Origin of the sequence: Brenneria tiliae, assembly GCF_023347575.1 — a bacterium.
Taxonomy (GTDB): Bacteria; Pseudomonadota; Gammaproteobacteria; order Enterobacterales; family Enterobacteriaceae; genus Brenneria; species Brenneria corticis.
This window is the reverse complement of sequence record NZ_JAKPCB010000100.1, coordinates 152,882-176,349: the sequence shown is the minus strand read 5'-3', so window position 1 is coordinate 176,349 and position 23,468 is coordinate 152,882. Positions and strand designations below refer to the sequence as shown.

Genomic DNA, 23,468 nt, shown 5'->3' with positions numbered 1-23,468 from the left:
TAACGGAGGCGATATGTCTACATCCCTGAATCAGCAAGAGCAGCAGTGGCTGTCCCGCATCGATGAGTGGGTGGCGCAACATCAGCAGGAACTGCTCGACGATTTGAGCGCCTGGGTGCGCGTTCCCAGCGTCAGCCGGGCGGATCAGGCCGCCGAGGGCGCGCCTTTCGGGCCGGCCTGCGCCCAGGTGCTGGATCTGGCGCTTCACCGCGCCCGCGAACTGGGATTTCGCACCGAAACCCATCAGGGGTACGCCGGTTCGATTATTTACGGCGACCATCCGCAGGAGATCGGGCTGGCCAGCCATCTGGACGTGGTGCCGGAAGGGGAAAACTGGGTCTATCCGCCGTTTGACGTCACCCGCAAAGGCGAGTTTCTGATCGGCCGCGGCGTGGCGGATAACAAAGGCCCCGCCGTGCTGGATCTCTACCTGCTGCGCCTGATCCGCGATCTGGGGATCCCGCTGGCGCACAACCTGCGCATTATCTACGGTCTGGCGGAAGAGACCGGCATGGAGGATCTGAGCTGGTACGCGCGGAACGCGCCGGTTCCGGCGATCTCCATCGTTACCGACGGACGTTTTCCGGTCAATTACGCCCAGAAAGGACAGCTTACCCTGACGCTGAACGTCCCGGTCGGCGAGCATCTGGCGAATTTTTCCGCCGGGATCGCCGGCAACAGCGTGCCGGAACGCGCCGGCCTGCTCCTGACCGGTGTCGATCAAAAGACGGCCGGCGAACGGCTGGCGCAGCTTGCCGGACTGGCGCAGGGCCGCATCAGCACAACGCCCAAAGACGGCGGGCTGTGGGTGGAGGCGCAGGGCATCGCCGGCCACGCCGCCTTCCCCGAAGGCACGCTCAGCGCCGTGCGGGTGCTGTTTTCCGCGCTGCTGGAGGCGCGTCTGCTGAAAGATCTCGACCGGCAGGCGGCGCTGTTTTTTGAACAGGCGCTGTCGTCTCCTTACGGTGAAGAGATCGGCATCGCCTTTGAAGATCGGCCGTCCGGTAAGCTGACGTTTAACGCCGGGATTTGGCGCCCTCATCCGCACGAACGCGCCCTGCAGGTTTCGCTGGATATTCGCTATCCGGTGACGCAAAACGCGGAAAGCCTGCTCGCCGCGCTGGAACGCAATCTGCTGCCGCATGGGATCCGGCTGCTGACGTGGAAAGACGCGCCGCCTTTTTATATTGAAGAGAACGATCCGCGCGTGCAGATCCTGCAGCAAAGCTATCAGGCGATCCGCCCCGGCGATGAAGCGCCCTACGCGATGGGCGGCGCCACCCATTCGAAGGTGCTGCCGCGCGGCATCACCTTCGGACCCGGCTATGCCCGCACGGAGAAGCGAATTCCGGACTTTCTGCCAGAAGGGCACGGTTACCCGCACGGCGCCGACGAGTCTCTGCACCTGCCGTCGCTGCTGTCGGTATTCCCGATTTACGTGCTGGCCATCATCCGCCTGGATCGCTGGCTGCGTCAGAACCCGCAATAACCCGTTTATCGCCCAGAGGAAATGCGCCGATGCCCGCAGACAAGCCGTCCCCTTTACTGACAGTGCGCGACCTCAACGTCGGGTTTCAGCACCCGTCGGGCTACCAGCTCGCGCTGACCAATCTCAGCTTCGAGCTGTACCGACATGAAGTGCTGGCGCTGGTGGGGGAGTCCGGGTCGGGCAAGAGCCTGACGGCGCTGTCGATTCTCGGTCTGTTGCCCGCCGGCGCCCGCATCGGCGGAACGGTGACCTTTGCCGGCCAGTCGCTGCTGGACGCCTCGCCGCGGCAATTACAGCAATTACGCGGCAAACGCATCGCCATGATTTTCCAGGACCCGCGGCTGGCGCTGGATCCGGTGTTCAGCATCGGCGAGCAGATCGCCGAAGTGCTGCTCACCCATAAGAAAGCGAGCGACCGGGCGGCGGCCAGGGCGCGTACCCTGGAATTACTGCAACTGGTGGAGATCCCCGACGCCGCCGGCCGTATCGACTCTTACCCGCACCAGCTTTCCGGCGGCCAATGCCAGCGGGTGATGATCGCCATGGCGCTGGCCTGCGATCCGGACATGCTGATCGCCGATGAGCCGACAACGGCGCTGGATGCCACGATACAGAAAGAGATACTGCAGATGCTGCGCCAGCTTCGCCGGCGCATCGACATTGCCATCCTGCTGATTACCCACGATATGGGGGTGGTGGCGAATATCGCCGATCGGGCGATCGTGCTGCGTCGGGGGGAAATCGTCGAAACCGCCGATATCGCCGACCTGTTCTCTCGGCCGCGGGCTGACTACACCCGCGCCCTGCTGGCCGCCATCCCGCGCTATCAGCGCAAACCACCGGCGGCCGCGTTTGCCGATGCGCCGGTGCGGGTGAACGTTGAGGGGTTGCACGTGGAATATCGCCGCCGCAGGCAGCGTTTTCATGCGCTGGACAACGTTTCCCTGTCGCTGCAGGCGGGCTGTTTTACCGGCCTTGTCGGCGAGTCCGGTTCGGGGAAATCGACGTTGGGACGGGCGCTGGCGGGACTTATCGCCCCCAGCGCGGGCGATATCACCATCGATGACGTCAGCATGGTGCGCGGAAAAAGCGAGGATATCCGGCGTATCCGCCGGACCATCGGCTTTGTGTTTCAAAGCCCGCGTAGTTCGCTCAATCCGCGCTACAGTATCGCCCAGTCCATCGCCGAGCCGCTGGAAGTGCATACCGGCGCCAGTAAAGCGGCCGTCGCCGCCGAGGTGGACCACCTGCTGGAACAGGTCGGGCTGGGGGCGCAATGGCGTCAGCGCTATCCGCACCAGCTCTCCGGCGGCCAGTGCCAGCGCGTGGCCATCGCCCGGGCGCTGGCGCTGAAACCGACGCTGCTGATTGCCGATGAGCCGACGTCGGCGCTGGATGTGTCGGTGCAGGCGCACATTCTGGACTTGCTGCAAAAACTCCAGCGGGAATATCGGTTCAGTTGCTTATTTATCAGCCACGATCTGGTGGTGGTCAGCCAGCTGTGTCGCGACGTGGCGGTCTTAAAAGAGGGCCGCCTGGTGGAATACGGCAGCGTGGATAACGTCCTCCATCGGCCCGGCCACGCCTACACCGCGCGGCTCATCGACAGCGTGCTGCACCCGCTGACGGCAAGCCGAAAGCCCTAAACCTTGCGCACGCCTCGCGGACCTCACCGCGCCGCAAAGCCCGGTCAAAAGACGTTATCAGCGCTAACCAGGCGGAAAGCGCTATCGCAACATGTAAAAACATTTAATTCACAAAAACACCCCAATGCGTTTTCACCGCCGGGGAAAAAAATTTTCCAGCAGGGTAAAAATCATTGAGCGATAAATTTTATTTATATCATGCCGTTAATAAAAAGGGAGTCGGCACAGCCCGATTCACCCCGGCGACCGGCCATGCTGAATCGTTCTCAAAAAATGCTAAATTGTGACTTAAACAGGCAATCTGCTAAGTGTTTTTCACAAAATAGTTAACGTGCTACAATGAAATTTGATATATGTCAATGGAACCGTAGATTTATCAGCCGGTAAAATCAGTGTTTACTGTTATGTTGCTGTTAATAAGGTTAAACTGTGCACCACTTTGAGCTCTGTTAGGCTGGTTCCGCTGTCGCCTGTTTAGCGTAATTTCGTGCAGGTGAAATGTGCATCAAGAACGCATTTACGTACTTTAGTCCAATGTTGAGTGAGATGGTGACCTTTTACCTAAAAACTCCAATGATAACAGCGACTTCTGTACTTCTCTTTATTATTCTAGTTGGCAATTTTAGGTAGCAAACATGCAGACGCCGCACATTCTTATTGTTGAAGACGAGTTGGTAACTCGCAATACCCTCAAAAGTATTTTTGAGGCGGAAGGATACCTGGTTCACGAGGCCACTGACGGTGCAGAGATGCATCATATTTTGTCCGAGAACGACATTAATCTGGTGATTATGGATATCAATCTGCCAGGTAAGAACGGTTTGCTATTGGCGCGTGAGCTGCGTGAGCAAGCCAGCGTCGCGCTGATGTTCCTGACCGGTCGCGACAACGAAGTGGACAAAATTCTTGGTTTGGAAATCGGTGCCGATGACTATATCACCAAGCCGTTCAATCCCCGTGAGTTAACCATCCGCGCCCGTAACCTGCTGTCGCGCACCATGAATCTGGGCGGCGGTACGGAAGAGCGCCGTTTGGTTGAAAGCTATCGCTTTAACGGTTGGGAGCTGGACATCAACAGCCGTTCGCTGGTCAGCCCCACGGGCGAGCAATACAAGCTGCCGCGCAGTGAATTCCGCGCCATGCTGCATTTCTGTGAAAACCCGGGCAAGATTCAATCCCGCGCGGAGCTGCTGAAGAAAATGACCGGCCGCGAGTTGAAGCCGCACGACCGTACGGTCGACGTCACCATCCGCCGCATCCGTAAACATTTTGAATCCACCGCCGATACGCCGGAAATTATCGCCACCATCCACGGCGAAGGTTACCGTTTCTGCGGCGACCTGGAAGAGTGACTCCCCTCGGCCGAAGCAGCGTAGTCCCTGCTTCGGCCGTTCCTCTTGCGCCGCCGATGGTTTTCCCGCTACTCCTCGCCGTCACTCCGCGCCCACGGCATCACCGGTACGGCGCTTAACGCATTTTTCGGCGACCCTTCCACCAGACGATCGGAATAGGCCAAATAGATCAGCGCATTGCGTTTCCCATCGTAAAAGCGCACCACCTGCAATTTTTTAAACACCAGCGAGGTGCGTTTCTGGAACACCACCACCCCTCTCTTGCCGCCGTTTTTTATTTTGTCGCTCAGCGCGATCGGCCCGACCTGCTGACAGGAAATCGCCGCGTCCGCCGTATCCTCCGCCAGCCCTAACCCGCCCTTGATGCCGCCGGTTTTCGCCCGGCTGATGTAGCAGGTCACGTTATCCACATCAGGATCGTCAAAGGCTTCCAGCACTATCTTGTGGTCCGGCCCCAGCAGCTTAAACGTGGTATCGACGGAGCCGACCTCTTCGGCCTGAACCGCGTTCACAAACAACATCAATAAACCAACGCTCAGCATAAATTTTTTATTCATATTCCTACTCTCAGATTACTCATCATCAGTGATTAATATCCGCATGATGGAGGGGCGCTCCACTTCGCTGCCCATATTGTATTGTTGAAATAACCAACAAAATATCGTCAAAATCTTAGGCAGTGCCAATGTAAAAAAATTGCTATGATGCAGGCTCTCCATACGCTTAGTGCTCAGTGTGTTTTATGAGGAAGATCTTCTATGGATCAAGCCAGTATTATACGTGACCTGCTTAACTGGCTGGAAAGCCACCTCGATCAACCGTTATCGCTTGATCATGTGGCGGCAAAAGCAGGTTATTCCAAATGGCATTTACAAAGAATGTTCAAAGATGTCACCGGACATGCGATTGGTTCCTACATCCGCGCCCGCCGGCTAACCAAAGCCGCCGTGGCGCTATGTCTCACCAGCAGACCGATCCTTGATATCGCCCTGCAATATCGCTTCGATTCCCAGCAAACCTTCACTCGCGCATTCAAAAAGCAGTTTGCGCAAACGCCCGCATCCTATCGGCGCTCCGATAACTGGGACACCCATGGCATCCATCCGCCGATCCGGCTTGGCGAGTTTACCCTGCCGCAACCGCAGTTTGTTACGCTGCCGGAAACTCAACTGGTGGGGATGACGCAATCCTACAACTGTAGTCTGGAGCAGATTTGTAATTTCCGCACCGAAATCCGCGTTCACTACTGGCGTCAGTTTCTCGGCGAAGCCACAATCGTTCCGCCGGTGCTTTACGGCCTGCATCACTCACGGCCCAGTAAAGATAAAGACGACGAGCATGACGTTCTCTACACCACCGCGCTGGAGCCACGGCATTTGCCTGAAGGCGCACATCCCGGGGAATCCATCACCCTGCCAGGCGGGGAGTATGCGCTGTTTATCTATGAAGGTCCGACGGACGGGCTACAGGACTTTATCGTCACCCTGTATGACACCTGTTTGCCGACGCTCAAACTTGTCCGTCGCAAGGAATACGATATCGAACGCTTCCATCCCACGGATGAAGCGAAAGAAACCAAAAACGGCCCGCCGGAGATCATCCGCTGTGAATACCTGATTCCAATCAGCGGCTCATCGTTATCGTTGTAGCTCATCCAGGGCCGGGGCATCCAGATGCGAAATATCACCGGCCGTTTCAACCACCCACCCGGAGGCCAGCCACGGACTGTGTTGATAATCAAGGCGTGACAGGGAACAGTTGCGCAGACGCAGCCGGCGCTCAGCCCAAGCGGGCAAGCCGAGCACCGTGCTGAGCAGGCATCCCAGCGCCATACCGTGACTGACCAACAGCGGGCGGCTCCCCTGCGGCAGCGCCAGGCAACGGTCCAGCACCGCGTGCATGCGCGTCGCCAGTTCCGCCATCGACTCGCCCTCCGGGATGCGTCCGTCAGGCGTGCCATCCACCAGCTGTTTACGCCACACTTCCTCTTGCGGACTCAGCAGGTCAATATCCCGTTCCTCCAGGATGCCCATGTTAAGTTCGCGCAGGCGCGGCTCAATGATTACCTGACAGTCGCCGCACGCCTGGGCGATAATTTCCGCGGTCCGGCGGGTACGCCCCAAATCACTGGTAAGAATATGCGTGATGCCCAATTTTTTTACCCGTTCCGCGACCTGTTGCGCCTGGTGCTCCCCCCTGGGCGTTAGCGCGCTGTCGGAGTGCCCCTGAATACGTCGCGCCACATTCCATTCCGTTTCGCCGTGGCGAACAAGATATACCTGTAACATGGTTGTTTTCCGTTATACTGCGTCAAATTAACTAATGAGTATGAAACCGTTATGTATCACGTTGTAGCTGCGACCACCAACCCGGCAAAAATTGAAGCTATTACTTTAGCATTCACGGATGTCTTTGGCGCAGACAATTGCCGTATCGAGGGCGTCGACGTCGACAGCGGCGTGCCACGCCAGCCGCTCGGCTCGGTTGAAACCCGCACCGGGGCCAGAAACCGGGTGATGATGGCTCGTCAGGTACGCCCGGAAGCCGATTTCTGGGTTGGCGTCGAGGCCGGAATAGAAGAACATATGACCTTCGCCTGGATGGTGGTTGAAAACACCCACCAGCGCGGTGAATCACGTTCCGCCAGCCTGGTTCTGCCTGAAAGTATATTACAGGGTATCCGCGAGGGGAGAGAATTAGGCGATGAAATGGCGCGGCTGACGGGGATTCTGGACATCAAACGCCAGGGCGGCGCAATCGGCGTTTTCACCAACGGTAAGCTGTCGCGCGCCAGCGTTTATCATCAGGCGCTGTTGCTGGCGCTGGTCCCTTTCCATAATCCCATCTACCAGACGCCGATACAAATCGTAAATTAACCCTCGTCGCCCCGCTCTTCATCTACGGGCAGCAACTGCGCTTCCAGCCACTCTTTCAGTGCGGGAGGCGCGGCCTTCAGGCTGTTCGACCCCCGGGTGATGGTGGCGATCCCCGCCCCCAGTTCATTCTTCAACTCACGCTGACTCATTTCGCCGCGTATCAGTTCCTGAATAATACGTACCCGCGTGCCCAGCGCGGTGCGCTCGTCCGCGGTCAACATCAGCTGTAGTAACGGCAGATGAAGGTCTTCGTTCATTGACTGCTGCAACAGCGCCACAAAACGTAGCCAGTCTCTATTTTCCTGCGCGGAGAGCGCGGGATCCTCAAGGGATAACGGGGTCATAACAGGGCTGCCATACTATTTAACTAGTACGGCAGCATAACACAAGTTGCGCAAAATGTTCGCCCGGACGCGCTCAATAGCGCCGCTGCCATTCCGCATCGGTCAGCACGCCGGCGGACTGGCGCAGGAAGTGACGATAAAAAACGTCATAGGCCAGCACGTTTTTCACGTAACCGCGCGTTTCGGAGAACGGAATACTCTCAATAAACGCCACGGCATCGATGCGTCCCGCGCTGTTTCTCAGCCAGGTATTGACGCGCGACGGCCCCGCATTATAGGCGGCCGAGGCCAGAATCCGGTTGCGGCCGAAGGTCTGATAAACATATTCCAGATAACTGGTTCCCAACAGGATATTCGTCTGCGGGTCAAATAGCTGGCTGCTGTTGCCGTAACCGGCGATATTGCTCATCTTCGCCGTCTGCTGCGCCGTCGCCGGCATCAGCTGCATCAGCCCCGAGGCGCCGACCGGGGAACGCGCCTGCGGATTCCAGGCGCTCTCCTGGCGGGCTATCGCCATGGCGTAACTCTGGCTGATGCCTTTATCCTGCGTGGCGCGCAGGAATTCATCGTTCCAGGCCAGCGGGAAACGCTCTTCCAGATGATCCCACAGCTTGGCGACGATGGTGGCCTGCACGCTTAAGTCGGCCCAGCGCTGCTCAAACGCGTAGCGCGCCAGCGCCTCCTGCTGCGACGGCGTGCTGCCGGCCACCAGCCCCACCCACTCGCCGCGCGCCAGGTTGTCCATGCGCCAGAACATCAGTTCCCGCACGCGGGCGACCTCCGGCCGCTGCGCCAGGGCGCGATCCGGCCTGACGGCGACTTTTATGGTTATCGGGTAGGGTTCACGCAATTTCTGCGCCGCCACCATGGGATAGAATCCGCGCTCCGCCATCAGCGCGCGCAGCAAGGCTTCCCCTTCCTGGCGTTTTCCCTGATCCAGCAGCAAAGCGGCCTGCCAATAACGCCATTCATCCTTTTGCCGCGCCTCCGCCGGCAATCGCGCCAGCCAGACCGCCAACCCCTGCCGGTCCCCGGTTCCCAGCGCCATGCGCACCCGCCGCTCCAGCAAGGTGGTGGAAGCGCTGCGCCGCACCACCTCATCGCGCCAGCTGGCCTGTTGCGGGGTGGCGTCATTACCCATCAGACGCCAGGCGATGGTTTCCTCCATTCCCTGGCGCTCCTCCGCGCTCAGTTTTTGCAGGCGAACCAGCACCGGCAGCATGGAACGGGCGTTATCCGCATCCTGACGCGCCACGCGACTGAATGCGGACAGCGTGACTTTACGGGTAAAGTCGGTCGGCCCCGTCGAGCGGGCAAAGCTTTCCAGCGTGTTCGGATCGCTTTGCAGCTTCAGCAGGGCGTCGCTAATGGTTTTGTAATCGTCGGGAAGCTGTTTGGCCAGATACGTCACCAGCCCGCTGCTGCCTTCGTTCATCGCCAGCCGCATCCGCTCCAGCGTCGTCAGCGGCGTCTGTTCGCCCGCCTGTTGCCAGACGGCGAACAGTTTGTCGCAGACCGCGGGCAGCGAACGCCCCGTCAGCCAGATATCGCGGGTGGCTTCCCAGACGCCCTGACGCTGCCCGGTCGCCCACTGCGCGTAATAAAAATTACAGCGCGCCGCCACCGGTTTCGGCGGCTGGGGGCTGAAAGCCAATAGCCCTTGCCAGTCCTGACGGCGCGCCAGCTCATTGACAAAGCTGGTGTGCAGATTACGCGCCGGCGGCAACGTGGGATGGGTGGTGATGAATTGTTGCACCTGCGAGGCGCTGACCTGGCTCAGATCCTGCGTCAGCGAGCGGTATTCCAGATAGGGATAGAGCGGATAGTCGCGCAGCGTCGGCATAACCCGCGCCACGACGTCCAGTTGGTTGCTATCCCACGCCTGGTTAACCTGCTGATAACGCTGACGCTGCTCGTCCAGAGAATCCGCCTGCGCATAAGCCGAAGCCCCCGCCAGACATACCGCCGCAATGGCGTACCACCAATGACCCGCTTTAACCATAACCTGCGTTAACCTCATCCGTTATCGACATGACGCGAAATATCAACGCCATCAAACCGCTTGTGCAAAACATCGCCGTTGCCCTGTTGGCACCGTTCAAGTGTGGCACATCATACAAAACAACGACATGCCAATTCGGGAAGAATGCCGCACCAAGCGCATCTTTTCCTCAACGGCGGCGGCTGCGCCATCTACCGATCACGGCAAATGGCCGGATAGCTGGGATCGGGCGCCGAAACCGGCTACACTCCGGGATCTAAAGTGATCGATCCGCCGCAGAGGTATCATCCTGTGCGGTGATGTTCCCGACACGACCGCCCACGCGCGGCGCATAAATCATCGTGTCAATACAACACAGACAGAAAGAGGCGAAGTCGCAACGTGGCTCAATATGTTTATACCATGCATCGCGTCGGTAAAGTCGTTCCGCCGAAGCGTCATATTCTGAAAAACATCTCCCTCAGCTTTTTCCCCGGCGCCAAGATTGGCGTGCTGGGCCTGAACGGAGCCGGTAAATCGACGCTGCTGCGCATTATGGCCGGCATCGATAAGGACATCGAAGGCGAGGCCCGCCCGCAGCCCGGCATCAAAATCGGCTATCTGCCGCAGGAGCCGCAGCTCAACCCGGAGCATAGCGTGCGCGAATCGGTTGAGGAAGCCGTAGCCGAAGTGGTGACGGCGCTGAAACGTCTGGATGAAGTGTATGCCCTGTACGCCGAACCGGACGCGGATTTCGATAAACTGGCCGCCGAGCAGGGCAAACTGGAAGAGATCATCCAGGCCCACGACGGCCACAACCTGAACAACCAGCTGGAGCGGGCGGCGGATGCGCTGCGCCTACCGGACTGGGACGCCAAGGTCGCCAACCTTTCCGGCGGCGAGCGCCGCCGCGTGGCGCTGTGCCGCCTGCTGCTGGAAAAACCGGATATGCTGCTGCTGGATGAACCGACAAACCACCTGGATGCGGAATCCGTGGCCTGGCTGGAGCGCTTCCTGCACGACTTCGAGGGCACCGTGGTGGCCATCACCCACGACCGTTACTTCCTTGATAACGTCGCGGGTTGGATTCTGGAACTGGACCGCGGCGAAGGCATTCCCTGGGAAGGCAATTACTCCTCCTGGCTGGAGCAGAAAGATCAGCGTCTGGCGCAGGAAGCCTCTTCCGAAGCGGCGCGGCGCAAATCCATCGAGAAAGAGCTGGAGTGGGTGCGTCAGGGAGCCAAAGGTCGCCAATCCAAGGGCAAGGCGCGTCTGGCGCGCTTTGAAGAGCTTAACAGCACGGAATACCAGAAACGCAACGAAACCAACGAACTGTTTATTCCACCGGGTCCGCGCCTGGGCGATAAAGTGGTTGAAGTCGTCGGCCTGAGCAAATCCTATGGCGAACGCCAACTGATCGACGGGCTCTCCTTCTCGGTGCCTAAAGGGGCGATTGTCGGCATCATCGGGCCGAACGGCGCCGGTAAATCGACGCTGTTCCGCATGATGTCCGGCCAGGAACAGCCGGATAGCGGCACCATCGAACTGGGTGAAACGGTGAAGCTGGCGTCGGTCGATCAGTTCCGCGACGCGATGGACAACGGTAAAACCGTGTGGGAGGAGGTTTCCGGCGGGCAGGATATCATGCGTATCGGCAGCACCGAGATGCCAAGCCGCGCCTACGTGGGCCGCTTCAACTTCAAAGGGGTCGACCAGGGTAAGCGCGTCGGCGAACTCTCCGGCGGCGAGCGCGGCCGTCTGCATCTGGCGAAGCTGTTGCAGGTGGGCGGCAACGTTCTGCTGCTTGACGAACCCACCAACGACCTGGATATCGAAACCCTGCGCGCGCTGGAAAACGCCCTGCTGGAATTCCCCGGCTGCGCCATGGTGATCTCGCACGACCGCTGGTTCCTCGACCGTATCGCCACCCACATTCTGGATTATCAGGATGAAGGGAAAGTGGAGTTCTTCGAAGGCAACTTTACCGAATACGAAGAGTACAAAAAGCGCACGCTCGGCGCCGACGCGCTGGAGCCGCACCGTATCAAATACAAGAAGATCGCCAAGTAAACGCCCGACGGCCCGCGCTTGCGGGCCGTTTTGCTCTCCCCTGCGGAGCGATAATCGAAAAAACGCGTTATCCTCTCGGCACCATGCCGTTCTACACTGTGTATTAAGCAAGTCATATGCAGTAATAAACCAAAGAGGAACCACGCCATGACCGCTCATGCAATAGCCGTCGACCCCCGGCAGCCGGAAAACTTGATCACCATTACTCAGGAAATCCCCGAGCCGGGAGAATACGATCTTCTGGTGGAGGTCAAAGCGGTTTCCGTTAACCCGGTCGATACCAAAGTGCATGCCGGACTGCGCCAAAACGGTTTACAACAGCCGCGCATCCTCGGCTGGGACGCCAGCGGCGTGGTGGTGAAAACCGGCAACGCCGTCGGCAATTTCAGGGTGGGCGACGAAGTATGGTACGCCGGCGACATTACCCGCCCCGGCAGCAACAGTACCTATCAGTTGATCGACGCCCGCATCGCGGCGCATAAACCCGTCTCGCTGGACTGGCCCGCGGCCGCGGCGCTGCCGCTCACCTCCCTTACCGCCTGGGAAGGCTTATTTGAACATCTGAAAATCCAGCAGGCGGATGAAGAAAAAACGCTGCTGATTATCGGCGGGGCCGGCGGCGTAGGATCGCTGGCGATTTCGCTTGCCGCCCTGCGCAGCCCGGTAAAAATCATCGCCACGGCGTCGCGCCCTGATTCGGCGGAATGGTGTCGCCAGCCCGGGGCGCATCTGGTGGTCGATTATCGCCATCTGATTGACGGGCTGGAAAAAGAAGGCATCAAACAGGTGGACTATATTTTCTGCCTGAATGATACCGACGGCCACTGGGATGCCATCGGCAAACTGATCGCCCCGCTGGGACACGTCTGCACCATCGTGGAAAATCAGCGTCCGCTCGATCAAAACGCCCTGAAGCTGAAAAGCGCCGCGCTGCATTGGGAATTCATGTTTACCCGCAGCATGTTCAACACGCCCGATATCAGCCGGCAGGGAGAAATTCTGCAGGAGGTCGCCCATTTGGTCGATACGGGAAAATTACAGGGAACGGCAAGCGAAACCCTGCAGGGGCTGAGCGTTGAAACGCTGCGCCAGGCTCATCGGAAAGTGCTGGAAGGACATATGCGCGGCAAGGTGGTTATCGCTTTTTGACGGGAAACACCAGCCCCGCAAGGGGCTGGTCAACAGCGGATCAGTACAACAGGCGGGCACGGATAGTGCCGGGTATCGCCTTCATCAGCTGTAACGCCGTGTGCGCGCAGTCAGTTTCAACATCAATCACCACATAACCAATCTCCGCGCTGGTTTGCAAATACTGCGCGGCGATATTGATGCCCTGTTCGGCAAAAATCTGGTTAATCTTGGTGATAACGCCCGGGCGGTTTTCATGAATGTGCAGCAGGCGGGCGCGGGCGCCATGGACGGGCAGCGAAACCTCTGGGAAGTTGACCGCGGACAGCGTGGAGCCATTGTCCGAATATTTAGCCAGCTTTCCGGCGACTTCATCACCGATATTTTCCTGAGCTTCCTGCGTTGAACCACCAATATGCGGCGTCAGCAACACGTTATCAAACTCGCATAGCGGTGACAGGAACGGCTCGCTGTTGGATGCCGGCTCTTGCGGGAAAACGTCAATCGCCGCGCCGACGATATGCTTACTGGTCAATGCCTCGGACAGCGCGGCGATATCAACCACCGTACCGCGCGAAGCGTTAATCAGAATCGAACCCGGCTTCATCAGCGCCAGCTCTTCGGGCCCCATCATATTCTGGGTGCTTTCCGTTTCCGGCACGTGCAGGCTGACCACATCGCTCATATTCAGCAGATCGGAAAGATGGCGAACCTGCTGAGCATTCCCCAGCGGGAGCTTACTTTCGATATCATAGAAATAAACGTGCATACCCAGGCTTTCCGCCAGAATGCCCAACTGCGTACCGATATGGCCGTAGCCGATGATACCCAGCTTCTTGCCGCGCGCTTCATAGGAGCCGACGGCCAGCTTGTGCCAGACGCCGCGGTGCGCTTTGGCGTTCGCCGCCGGAATGCCGCGCAGCAGCAGCAGCATTTCGCCAAGCACCATCTCAGCTACCGAGCGGGTATTGGAAAAAGGCGCGTTGAATACCGGAATGCCGCGTTTTGTCGCCGACGGCAGCTCAACCTGATTGGTACCGATACAAAAACAGCCGACCGCAATCAGTTTTTCAGCGGCGGCGAAAACGTCTTCCGTCAGATGCGTACGCGAGCGAATACCGACGAAATGCGCGTCGCGGATGGAGGCTTTCAACGCTTCCGGTTCCAGTGCGCCTTTGTGATATTCGATGTTGGTGTAACCCGCGGCACGCAGATTTTCCAGCGCGCTCTGATGCACGCCTTCAACGAACAGAAACTTAATCTTATCTTTTTCTAATGATACCTTTGCCATTTCCCGACCTTATTTTCAGACTTCAGATGCGGCAGTTTGTAAACAACCTCTGCCAACATAACAAAAATTACGCCGCCATCAATACAACCGATTGCCTCTCGCGTACGGCTCGTTGCAGGAGCGCTCAACATTTCTGGCAAAAAATATGGCTAAATAGGCACATCGCCATATCGACGATAAACAAAATAAGAAAAAGTGATATTAAGTGCCAAAAATGAGCTATTGACGACAAATTCATTTTTATACAAAAAATTTTCCGGCGCGGCAATCCGCCCGCGCCCGGCACGGCGGGAGCGTTACCTGACCGTTTTCACCCCCGTCGAGGTACCGACCAGCGCCACATCCGCGCCGCGGTTGGCGAACAGCCCTACGGTGACGACGCCGGCAATGCCGTTAATGTGATTCTCAACGGCAACCGCATCCATAATGTTCAGGTTGTGAACATCGAGAATAATATTGCCGTTGTCGGTCACCACGCCCTGACGATATTCCGGTTGTCCGCCCATTTTGGCCAGTTCGCGCGCCACATAAGCCCTGGCCATCGGGATAACCTCAACCGGCAGCGGAAATTTACCCAGCACGTCCACCTGTTTTGACTCATCGACAATGCAGATAAACTGACGGGCGATGGCGGCAATGATCTTTTCCCGGGTCAGCGCCGCGCCGCCGCCCTTGATCATCTGCATATGCCCGTTGATCTCGTCCGCGCCGTCGACGTACACGTCCAGGGAATCCACCTCGTTACAGTCAAAAACCGGGATCCCCAGGCTTTTCAGTTTGGCCGTCGAGGCATCGGAACTGGATACCGCACCGGTAATCTGCCGTTTGATCGACCCCAGCGCATCGATAAAATGCGCGGCGGTCGAACCGGTTCCCACCCCAACGATGGTATCGGGGCGAACGTAATCAAGCGCCGCCCAGCCAACTGCTTTTTTCAGTTCATCCTGTGTCATAGTCTGTTTCAGGCCCATAGCTACGAAAGTACGAAAACGTGTGCGTATTATAGAACACCCATGGGGGGAAATGGCGTAAATTCCCCCCGCCGCCGGCGCATTATTTTATCGCCGCCGCAGGTATATAAGATTTCTGCATGGAAAAGCGCAAAATGTGGCATAGTGAAAAAAACAGATTTCGTTCAGAGGAATTTTTACTTTCATGAAACGCCCGGACTATCGAACGCTTCAGGCTTTGGACGCCGTTATCCGCGAACGGGGTTTTGAGCGCGCCGCGCAGAAGTTATGCATCACGCAATCGGCGGTATCCCAGCGCATCAAGCAACTCGAAAATCTGTTCGGTCAGCCGTTGTTAGTCAGGACCATCCCTCCCCGCCCCACCGAGCAAGGACAGAAACTGTTGGCGCTGCTGCATCAGGTCGAGCTGCTGGAAGAAGAGTGGCTGGGTAATGAAGCCAGCAGCGATATTCCGCTGCTGCTATCGCTGGCGATCAACGCCGACAGTCTGGCGACCTGGCTGCTGCCGGCCCTGCAACCGGTGCTGGCGGACTCGCCCATCCGGCTCAACCTGCAGGTGGAGGACGAAACCCGGACCCAGGAAAGATTACGCCGCGGCGAAGTGGTGGGCGCGGTGAGTATTCAGCCACAGCCGCTGCCAAGCTGTCTGGTGGATAAACTGGGCGCCCTGGACTACCTGTTTGTCGCCTCCCCCGCCTTCGCCGCCCGCTATTTTCCCAACGGCGTGACGCGCTCGGCGCTGCTACGCGCGCCGGCGGTGGCATTCGATCATCTTGATGATATGCATCAGGCGTTCCTGCAGCAAAACTTCGATTTATCCCCCGGCAGCGTCCCCTGCCATATCGTGAACTCTTCGGAAGCCTTCGTGCAGCTGGCCCGCCAGGGCACTACCTGTTGTATGATCCCGCATCTGCAAATCGAGAAAGAACTGGCCGACAACGAACTGATTGATCTGACGCCGGGGCTGTTTCAGCGCCGGATGCTCTACTGGCACCGTTTCGCCCCGGAAAGCAGGATGATGAGAAAGGTTACCGATGCCCTGCTGGCGCACGGGCATCAGGTGCTACGACAGTCTTAAACGCCGTTAGTTTACGGATTCCGCTGCAGTTCAAACACCACATCGACCTGATCGTCAAAGTGGATGGTTTGCTGTTCATAGGTTTGCGCCGCTTCGCTTTGAGCCGCCACATCCGCCGTTTTAAACATCCGGGCCACCGGCATGGGCTGATAGTTGGCGACGTGGTAGCGAATACTGTAAATCGGTCCGAGCTTGGCGTTAAATCCCTGAGCCAGGGATTGCGCCTGACTGGTTGCCTGCTCAATGGCCTTTTTACGCGCCTCGTCACGGTAGGTATCCGGATTGGCCACCCCCAGATCGACGGTGCGAATTTCATTCAGACCGGACTTCAGCGCGCCATCCAGCAGCTCATTCAGCTTATCCAACTGGCGCAGCGTCACCTCGACCTGACGCACCGCGCGATATCCTTTCAGCACCGCACCGCCGTTCTTCTGGTAATCATATTCTGGTTGGGTGCGTAAGTTGGCCGCATTGATATCTTTCTTTTCAATGCCGTTTTTCGCCAGAAAATCAAAATACTGGGCGACGCGGGCATCAACCTGTTTTTTCGCATCCGCGGCATCTTTGGACGACACGCTGACCTCAATCGCCAGACGGGCGATATCCGGCGTGGCATCAACGCTGGAGGTGCCCGACGTCACGATATGCGGGCCGTCCGGCAATTCCGCGGCCAGGCCGACAGCCGGGGCGCCTAAACCGACCATAGCGGCCAATGCCAATACTTTTAGCTTCACAATGTCTCCTTTATTGATATTTTGTCGCCGAGACGGCCGCCTGAACGGCTTACCGTCGTCTGTTTTCCACCGCGGCGGTAAACGGACAGCATACCGCGCGGCCGACACAACAAAATATAGGTGAATTTCCGAAACCTGGGGCTAAAGCCGGGTAATTTATTGCCCGCCGTAGCGCGCCAACTGGAAGGCAATTCCCCACATCACCACGCCGACGAACAGGTTAATCACCCGCTGCGCGCGCGGCGTATTCAGCCACGGAGCCAGCCAGGCCGCCAACAGCGCCAGAGCAAAAAACCACAGGAAAGACGCGGTGATGGTTCCCAGCGCAAACCAGCCGCGGGCCCGATCGGCAAACTGGTTGCCCAGGCTGCCCAGCACCACGAAGGTATCCAGATAGACATGCGGATTGAGCCAGGTGACGGCCAGCAAGGTCGCCATAATGCGCCCGCGGCTCTGCTTCATCACCGCGCTTTCGACCCGCGCCAAATCCTTACTGAATGCCGTCTTGAACGCGCCCCAGCCGTACCACAGCAGAAAAGCGACGCCGCTCCAGGTCACCAGCCCCATCAGTAATGAAGACTGGCTGAGCAACGCGCTGCCGCCGAAGACGCCCGCGCAAATCAACGCCACATCGCTAAGCGAGCACAGGAGCGCAATCATCAGGTGATATTGCCGCCGAATCCCCTGATTCATGACAAACGCATTCTGCGGGCCCAGGGGCAGAATCATTGCCGCGCCAAGAATAAATCCCTGTAGATACACCGCCAACATCACCGTCTCCCTGCAACAATCATGGTTGAGATGAGCGGCAGTTTATGGAGCGCTTTATATTAATGGAAATTTAAATTTCTAATAACACATTAGAAACCCTAATAACAAAGAGGAAAGATTAACCTTCTCAGGGATCGCGGGGCGGGAAAACGGAAGACGCACGCTCCTTCTTCTGGAGAAAGAAAGTGATAAAAAACAGCGAAAGCATAAACGGCAGCTCGTACAGCTCTTCCATCATATTTTTATACCGTTCGTCATACACAAACAGAAACGCCAACAGGCGCTGATGCTCTATCACGTCGGAAATCAGATAACAGCTCACCATCAGCCCGATGTCCCAAACCGGCAGGGTTTCCGTTTGCAAACGCCGGATGATTTCACGCCTGATAGAGGGAAGTAAGAGCATCAGCAGGGGAACGCCTATCAGCACGACGGATATCGCCCGGAAATAGATCCTCGGCGCATCCGGCAGATAATTGCGCCCCCAGCTGATGCCGCGGCCAAAAAGCACCAGCCACAGGCTGATGCTCCATAACCAGAAAATACGCTTATCCCTTTCGCAGCGTAGCGGTTTGATATAAAACCAGGTGAATATCGCCCCGAACAATAGCCAAAAAGACTGGAATAACTCAATGGAATCAAGAAATTCCTGACTGGCGGGAAGGACATGCTGTCCGATGTATGGCAGAAACAGGGCAAAAAGAAAAATGACGACCGTATGAAAATACGGCGTGCGGTCTAGCTTCATTGTCGGTATCAAACAAAAGGAAAAATGAGGTGGGCTACGATAGAACAAAAGCAGAATATTATCTTCACCTTTAAAGCGATTATGTTGCGTAACGCGCCTTTTGGGATGGGTATTGCGCTATTACGGCGGGAACGTTATCCGGGAATGACATTCCCGGATAACCCAGCCAATAGGTCAGTTCGCGCCCTGCCGCTCGGCGTTATACAGATGCACATCCATCTGCGGGTAAGGGATGCCGATACGATTTTCGTCCAGCGCCCTCTTGAAGCTCTCCAGCAGATCCCAGTACACCGCCTGAGCATCGCCGTTGGCGGTCCACACCCACACCACAAAGTTAAGCGAGGACGCCGCCAGTTCATTCAGCCGGATGGTCACGCCTTTATCGTGCTGGATACGTTTATCAGCCGCCACAATATCGCCCAGTAGCTTTTTCACCACCTCGATATCCGCATCATAGGCCACGCCGACAACGATCTCGGTGCGCCGATCGGGCTCACGCGAGCTGTTGATGATATTCCCGGCGATGATCTTGCCGTTCGGCACAACGATAATCTTACCGTCGGCGGTACGCAGCGTGGTGGAGAAAATCTGCACCTGCGTCACCGTGCCGGCAATACCGCCCAGATCGACCCACTCGCCGACCCGGAAAGGCCGGAAGGTCACCAGCAGCACGCCGGCCGCAAAGTTTGCCAGCGACCCTTGCAGGGCCAAACCAACGGCCAAACCCGCCGCACCCAGTACCGCGATGACCGATGCCGTTTGTACGCCGACCCGGCTCAATACGGCAATCAGCGTAAACGCGATAATGCCGTAGCGCACCAGCGCCGCGAGGAAATCGGCCACCGTTGAATCAATAGAACGGCTCACCAGCAGGCGATTCAGCGTTCCGGACACAATTCGGGCGATAACCAGACCAACAATCAGGATCAGTAAGGCGGCGACGATATTAACCACGTACTGCAACAAGATATCCTGGTGGCTGACCAGCCAGCCGGTCGCCTGTTCTACACCAACGTTCAGTTCTTCCATTTAATGACTCCTGTTTCTTGCGCTCTCTGACCGAGCGTCACTTTCACACCAAAAAACCGCAATCTGCGGCGAAATCCGTACCTATAAATAAGGCTCCCGTGGGAGCCTTAGCGATATACCCGTTATACTTCAAGCTGCAGATGCGTTGGCTGCGCTCAGTCACCCGAATCACTTACTTGAGTAAGCTCATCGGGACTCCTTCCCTTGCCGCCTTCCTGCAACTCGAATTATTTAGGGTATAAACCTTTAAGAATCTTAGTTAAAGAACGTCGATAGCGTTCAGTTCTTTAAAGGCTTTTTCTAAACGCGCAACCATTGTGGCCTGTGCGGCACGCAGCCATGCGCGCGGATCGTAGTATTTCTTGTTCGGCTTTTCAGCGCCTTCCGGGTTGCCCAACTGAGCCTGCAGATACCCTTCGTTTTTCTTGTAGTACTGCAGAATACCTTCCCAGGTCGCCCACTGGGTATCGGTGTCGATGTTCATCTTGACGACGCCGTAACCCACCGCTTCTTCAATTTCCGCGGCAGAAGAACCGGAACCGCCGTGGAACACGAAGTTCAGGCTGTTGTGCGGCAGGTTGTATTTTTCAGAGACGTAATCCTGCGAGTTGCGCAGAATTTTCGGCGTCAGCTGAACGTTGCCCGGCTTGTAAACGCCGTGCACGTTACCGAATGACGCGGCGATAGTGAAGCGCGGGCTGATGGCATTCAGTTTTTCATAGGCATAAGCCACGTCTTCCGGCTGAGTGTACAGCGCGGAGTTATCCAGATGGCTGTTGTCCACGCCGTCTTCTTCGCCGCCGGTGCAGCCGAGTTCGATCTCCAGCGTCATACCCAGTTTCGCCATGCGAGTCAGATATTTGCTAGAGATTTCAATATTTTCTTCCAGAGACTCTTCAGACAGATCGATCATGTGGGAAGAGAACAGCGGCTTACCGGTGGCGGCAAAATGTTTTTCACCGGCATCCAGCAGCCCGTCGAGCCACGGCAGCAATTTTTTGGCGCAGTGGTCGGTGTGCAGAATAACCGGCACGCCGTAGTGTTCCGCCAGCTGATGCACGTGGTGCGCGCCGGAAATGGCGCCCAGAATAGCCGCCTGCTGGCCTTCCGCCTTCAGGCCTTTACCAGCGATAAACGCCGCACCGCCGTTAGAGAATTGAACGATCACCGGCGCGCGTACTTTGGCTGCGGCTTCCAGCACGGCATTAATTGAGTCGGTACCGACGCAGTTTACTGCCGGCAGGGCGAATTTGTTTTCTTTCGCTACTGCGAAAACTTTCTGAACGTCATCACCAGTGATGACACCAGGTTTTACGAAATCAAAAATTTTAGACATGTTACGTGTCCCGTTTCGTTGGCCGTGGGGGGTTAAAAAAATCGATCGTTAAATCGATAGCCGTCCCGACACCACTGACGGGACGGCCAGGGTTGAGGCAGTAAACTGCGCTCAACCTAAAGCATTACTGTTTCGCACGTTCTTCCAGCATAACAACCGCTGGCAGTTTTTTACCTTCGACGAACTCCAGGAAAGCGCCGCCGCCGGTAGAAATATAGGAAATTTTGTCGGCAATACCAAACAGGTCGATCGCCGCCAGCGTGTCGCCGCCGCCGGCGATGGAAAATGCATCGCTTTCGGCGATGGCTCTGGCGACAATCTCGGTGCCTTTACGGAAATTCGGGAATTCAAATACGCCGACCGGACCATTCCACAGAATGGTTTTGGCGTTTTTCAGAATGTCCGCCAGACGTTCGGCGGAAACGTCGCCCAGGTCCAGAATCTGTTCATCGTCTTTGATCGCGGTGACGGATTTCAGGGTTGCGGCGGCGGTTTCGGAGAATTCAGTCGCCACGCGGACATCGTTCGGAACCGGGATATCACAGGTTTCCAGCAGTTTTTTCGCTTCGGGGATCAGGTCCGCTTCGTACAGGGATTTACCCACGTTATGACCTTGGGCCGCAACGAAGGTATTGGCGATACCGCCGCCGACAATCAGCTGGTCGGCGATTTTGGACAGGGAGTCAAGCACGGTCAGCTTGGTGGAGACTTTTGAACCGCCGACGATAGCCACCATCGGACGAGCCGGGTTGCCCAGCGCCTTGCCTAACGCTTCCAGTTCATTTGACAGCAGCGGGCCGGCGCAGGCGATAGGGGCGAATTTGCCCACGCCGTGGGTGGAAGCCTGAGCGCGGTGCGCGGTGCCGAAGGCGTCCATAACATATACGTCGCACAGAGCGGCATATTTTTTGGACAGCACTTCGTCGTCTTTCTTCTCGCCTTTGTTGAAGCGTACGTTTTCCAGAACGACCAGTTCGCCTTCAGCAACGTCTACGCCATCAAGATAATCTTTTGCCAGACGAACCGGGGAAGACAATTTCTCTTTCAGGTAATTGACCACCGGCAGCAGAGAAAACTCTTCGTTGTATTCTCCTTCGGTCGGACGTCCCAGGTGGGAAGTCACCATCACGCGGGCACCCTGTTTCAGCGCGCTTTCGATGGTCGGCAGAGAAGCGCGGATACGCGCATCGGACGTCACTTTACCTTCTTTTACCGGCACGTTCAGATCCGCGCGGATCAGTACACGTTTGCCGGCCAGATCCAGATCGGTCATCTTAATTACAGACATGGTGAATCCTCTTGTTGATTCTCTTTTAAAGTTGCTTGAGCGAGGTATTGATCGCCGACCAATACCCTCGTACTAGAAACCGCAGGTTGCCATCGCCCGGGTTGTATCCAACATCCGGTTGGCAAAACCCCATTCGTTATCGCACCAGACCAGCGTTTTAATCAGGTGCTGACCACTGACCCGAGTCTGCGTGCCATCAACGATAGCACTGTGCGGATCGTGGTTAAAATCGGCCGAAACCAACGGCAATTCGGTATAATCAACTATACCACGAAATGCCTCATGCGCTGATTTTTGAAATAGTGCATTGATTTCATTAACATTTACTGCTTGCTTCACGCTAACGCTCAAATCAATCGCCGTGACGTTAATCGTCGGCACCCGAACGGATATCGCCTCAAAACGATCGACGAACTGCGGGAAAATCCGCGTTATCCCCACCGCCAGTTTGGTATCCACCGGAATAATGGACTGGCTGGCGGCGCGGGTACGCCGTAGATCGTGATGATAGGCGTCAATCACCGGCTGATCGTTCATCGACGAGTGGATCGTCGTTACCGTGCCATTTTCAATGCCAAACGCGTCATCCAACAGTTTAATAATGGGAATAATGCAGTTGGTGGTGCAGGATGCATTCGACACGATACGGTGTTCGGCTTGTAAATTTTGATGATTGACGCCGAACACCACGGTGGCATCCAGATCGGCCGTTCCAGGGTGCGAAAAAAGCACCTTCTTCGCCCCCGCCGCCAGATGCGCTTCGCCGTCTTCACGGCTGCCGTATACCCCGCTGCAATCCAGCACCACGTCAACGCCGAGCTCACGCCAGGGCAACTGCTGGATATCGGCCTGATGCAACAGTCGGATGCAATCCTCTCCGACATACAGTTGATCGCATTCCTGACGGACATCCCAGGAGAAACGTCCGTGGCTGGAGTCATACTTGAGCAGGTGGGCGATCCCCTCCGCGCTTGCCAGTTCATTGATGGCTACCACCGCAATTTCCGCCCGGCGGCCCGATTCATACAGCGCACGCAGAACATTGCGGCCAATTCGGCCAAAACCGTTTATCGCAATACGGATCGTCATGGAACTCCCTGTGTTTTGGTGGTCGCGTCAAGCTCATAGGATAGTCAGTACGCCACAAGGAATAAACCGCTTCTTGTGCTTCCTGACCATCCGCGCCGCTTCCCTCTGGAAGATGGCCCGATAGCGGCTGATGAAGTGCGACCAACATCACAACTGAAACGCTTCAGCTAGCATAAACGAATTAGCCTGCAAAAGAAATATTCTCACTCGGCGGGTGCCAGAAGAGTGACGCACATCATATTTCTAC

At 57.0% G+C, this 23,468-nt stretch carries 21 protein-coding genes; 8 read left to right on the top strand and 13 right to left on the bottom strand.

Translation table 11 applies throughout. From position 1 onward, the window contains the following. The first annotated feature begins 13 nt into the window (after window positions 1-13). The 3 genes from MFP24_RS16055 to arcA all read left to right on the top strand — a co-directional run bounded on the left by MFP24_RS16055 (window position 14) and on the right by arcA (window position 4,487). Complete coding sequence (locus MFP24_RS16055) at window positions 14-1,489, top strand: Sapep family Mn(2+)-dependent dipeptidase (protein ID WP_249231335.1); 1,476 nt, start codon at window positions 14-16, stop codon at window positions 1,487-1,489. A 29-nt stretch (window positions 1,490-1,518) separates the two neighbouring features. Next, a complete protein-coding gene (locus tag MFP24_RS16050) occupies window positions 1,519-3,135 on the top strand; it encodes a dipeptide ABC transporter ATP-binding protein (protein WP_249231336.1) in 1,617 nt (538 codons plus the stop codon). Window positions 3,136-3,770: 635 nt separating this feature from the next. Beyond that, window positions 3,771-4,487: a two-component system response regulator ArcA gene (arcA, locus tag MFP24_RS16045; RefSeq protein WP_136166026.1), complete on the top strand. Its 717-nt coding sequence runs from the start codon at window positions 3,771-3,773 to the stop codon at window positions 4,485-4,487. 68 nt (window positions 4,488-4,555) lie between these two features. Here the strand turns inward: arcA and creA are convergent, their stop codons facing one another. Beyond that, window positions 4,556-5,044 (bottom strand): protein CreA, encoded by a 489-nt coding sequence (gene creA / locus MFP24_RS16040; RefSeq protein ID WP_249231337.1) that lies wholly within the window; start codon window positions 5,042-5,044, stop codon window positions 4,556-4,558. A 201-nt stretch (window positions 5,045-5,245) separates the two neighbouring features. On the opposite strand from creA, the gene robA reads away from it, so the two are divergent. Further along, on the top strand, window positions 5,246-6,136 hold the full coding sequence (robA, locus tag MFP24_RS16035; protein WP_249231338.1) for an MDR efflux pump AcrAB transcriptional activator RobA: 891 nt from the start codon (window positions 5,246-5,248) through the stop codon (window positions 6,134-6,136). Here the strand turns inward: robA and gpmB are convergent. Beyond that, a complete protein-coding gene (gpmB, locus tag MFP24_RS16030; RefSeq protein ID WP_249231339.1) occupies window positions 6,125-6,775 on the bottom strand; it encodes a 2,3-diphosphoglycerate-dependent phosphoglycerate mutase GpmB in 651 nt (216 codons plus the stop codon). The two genes, robA and gpmB, sit on opposite strands and share 12 nt — an antisense overlap. Before the next feature lie 51 nt (window positions 6,776-6,826). On the opposite strand from gpmB, the gene yjjX reads away from it, so the two are divergent. After that, window positions 6,827-7,363, top strand: a complete 537-nt coding sequence (yjjX, locus tag MFP24_RS16025) for an inosine/xanthosine triphosphatase (RefSeq protein ID WP_249231340.1) — start codon at window positions 6,827-6,829, stop codon at window positions 7,361-7,363. Here yjjX and trpR read toward each other — a convergent pair. Together trpR and sltY are read right to left on the bottom strand one after the other, a co-directional pair. Next, window positions 7,360-7,707 (bottom strand): trp operon repressor, encoded by a 348-nt coding sequence (trpR, locus tag MFP24_RS16020; protein WP_249231341.1) that lies wholly within the window; start codon window positions 7,705-7,707, stop codon window positions 7,360-7,362. The two genes, yjjX and trpR, sit on opposite strands and share 4 nt — an antisense overlap. A 73-nt stretch (window positions 7,708-7,780) precedes the next feature. Beyond that, window positions 7,781-9,709, bottom strand: a complete 1,929-nt coding sequence (gene sltY, locus MFP24_RS16015; protein ID WP_249231342.1) for a murein transglycosylase — start codon at window positions 9,707-9,709, stop codon at window positions 7,781-7,783. Window positions 9,710-10,090: 381 nt separating this feature from the next. On the opposite strand from sltY, the gene ettA reads away from it, so the two are divergent. After that, window positions 10,091-11,758 carry an energy-dependent translational throttle protein EttA gene (ettA, locus tag MFP24_RS16010; RefSeq protein ID WP_249231343.1) on the top strand — a complete coding sequence of 556 codons (1,668 nt, stop codon included), beginning with the start codon at window positions 10,091-10,093 and terminating at the stop codon, window positions 11,756-11,758. Between the two features lie 147 nt (window positions 11,759-11,905). Continuing rightward, window positions 11,906-12,907 (top strand): zinc-binding alcohol dehydrogenase family protein, encoded by a 1,002-nt coding sequence (locus tag MFP24_RS16005; RefSeq protein WP_249231344.1) that lies wholly within the window; start codon window positions 11,906-11,908, stop codon window positions 12,905-12,907. A 40-nt stretch (window positions 12,908-12,947) separates the two neighbouring features. Here the strand turns inward: MFP24_RS16005 and serA are convergent, their stop codons facing one another. Then, window positions 12,948-14,177, bottom strand: coding sequence for a phosphoglycerate dehydrogenase (gene serA, locus MFP24_RS16000; protein WP_249231345.1), 1,230 nt, complete (start codon window positions 14,175-14,177; stop codon window positions 12,948-12,950). 296 nt (window positions 14,178-14,473) lie between these two features. Beyond that, window positions 14,474-15,130, bottom strand: coding sequence for a ribose-5-phosphate isomerase RpiA (gene rpiA / locus MFP24_RS15995; protein WP_249231346.1), 657 nt, complete (start codon window positions 15,128-15,130; stop codon window positions 14,474-14,476). 202 nt (window positions 15,131-15,332) lie between these two features. On the opposite strand from rpiA, the gene MFP24_RS15990 reads away from it, so the two are divergent. After that, complete coding sequence (locus tag MFP24_RS15990; RefSeq protein ID WP_136166016.1) at window positions 15,333-16,226, top strand: LysR family transcriptional regulator ArgP; 894 nt, start codon at window positions 15,333-15,335, stop codon at window positions 16,224-16,226. Window positions 16,227-16,237: 11 nt separating this feature from the next. Here MFP24_RS15990 and MFP24_RS15985 read toward each other — a convergent pair whose 3' ends face one another. From MFP24_RS15985 to epd, 7 genes are all read right to left on the bottom strand, one after another. Beyond that, window positions 16,238-16,960, bottom strand: a complete 723-nt coding sequence (locus MFP24_RS15985) for an oxidative stress defense protein (RefSeq protein ID WP_249231347.1) — start codon at window positions 16,958-16,960, stop codon at window positions 16,238-16,240. A gap of 156 nt (window positions 16,961-17,116) precedes the next feature. Continuing rightward, window positions 17,117-17,731: an arginine exporter ArgO gene (gene argO, locus MFP24_RS15980; RefSeq protein WP_249231348.1), complete on the bottom strand. Its 615-nt coding sequence runs from the start codon at window positions 17,729-17,731 to the stop codon at window positions 17,117-17,119. Between the two features lie 127 nt (window positions 17,732-17,858). Next, on the bottom strand, window positions 17,859-18,479 hold the full coding sequence (locus MFP24_RS15975; protein WP_249231349.1) for a hypothetical protein: 621 nt from the start codon (window positions 18,477-18,479) through the stop codon (window positions 17,859-17,861). A 174-nt stretch (window positions 18,480-18,653) separates the two neighbouring features. Next, the gene (gene mscS, locus MFP24_RS15970) at window positions 18,654-19,508 is read right to left on the bottom strand and encodes a small-conductance mechanosensitive channel MscS (RefSeq protein WP_249231350.1); all 855 of its coding nucleotides are present in this window, start codon (window positions 19,506-19,508) and stop codon (window positions 18,654-18,656) included. Window positions 19,509-19,767: 259 nt separating this feature from the next. Next, window positions 19,768-20,844 carry a class II fructose-bisphosphate aldolase gene (fbaA, locus tag MFP24_RS15965; protein WP_136166011.1) on the bottom strand — a complete coding sequence of 359 codons (1,077 nt, stop codon included), beginning with the start codon at window positions 20,842-20,844 and terminating at the stop codon, window positions 19,768-19,770. A 124-nt stretch (window positions 20,845-20,968) separates the two neighbouring features. Continuing rightward, complete coding sequence (pgk, locus tag MFP24_RS15960; RefSeq protein ID WP_249231351.1) at window positions 20,969-22,132, bottom strand: phosphoglycerate kinase; 1,164 nt, start codon at window positions 22,130-22,132, stop codon at window positions 20,969-20,971. Between the two features lie 72 nt (window positions 22,133-22,204). Further along, complete coding sequence (gene epd / locus MFP24_RS15955; protein ID WP_249231352.1) at window positions 22,205-23,221, bottom strand: erythrose-4-phosphate dehydrogenase; 1,017 nt, start codon at window positions 23,219-23,221, stop codon at window positions 22,205-22,207. Window positions 23,222-23,468 lie beyond the last annotated feature (247 nt).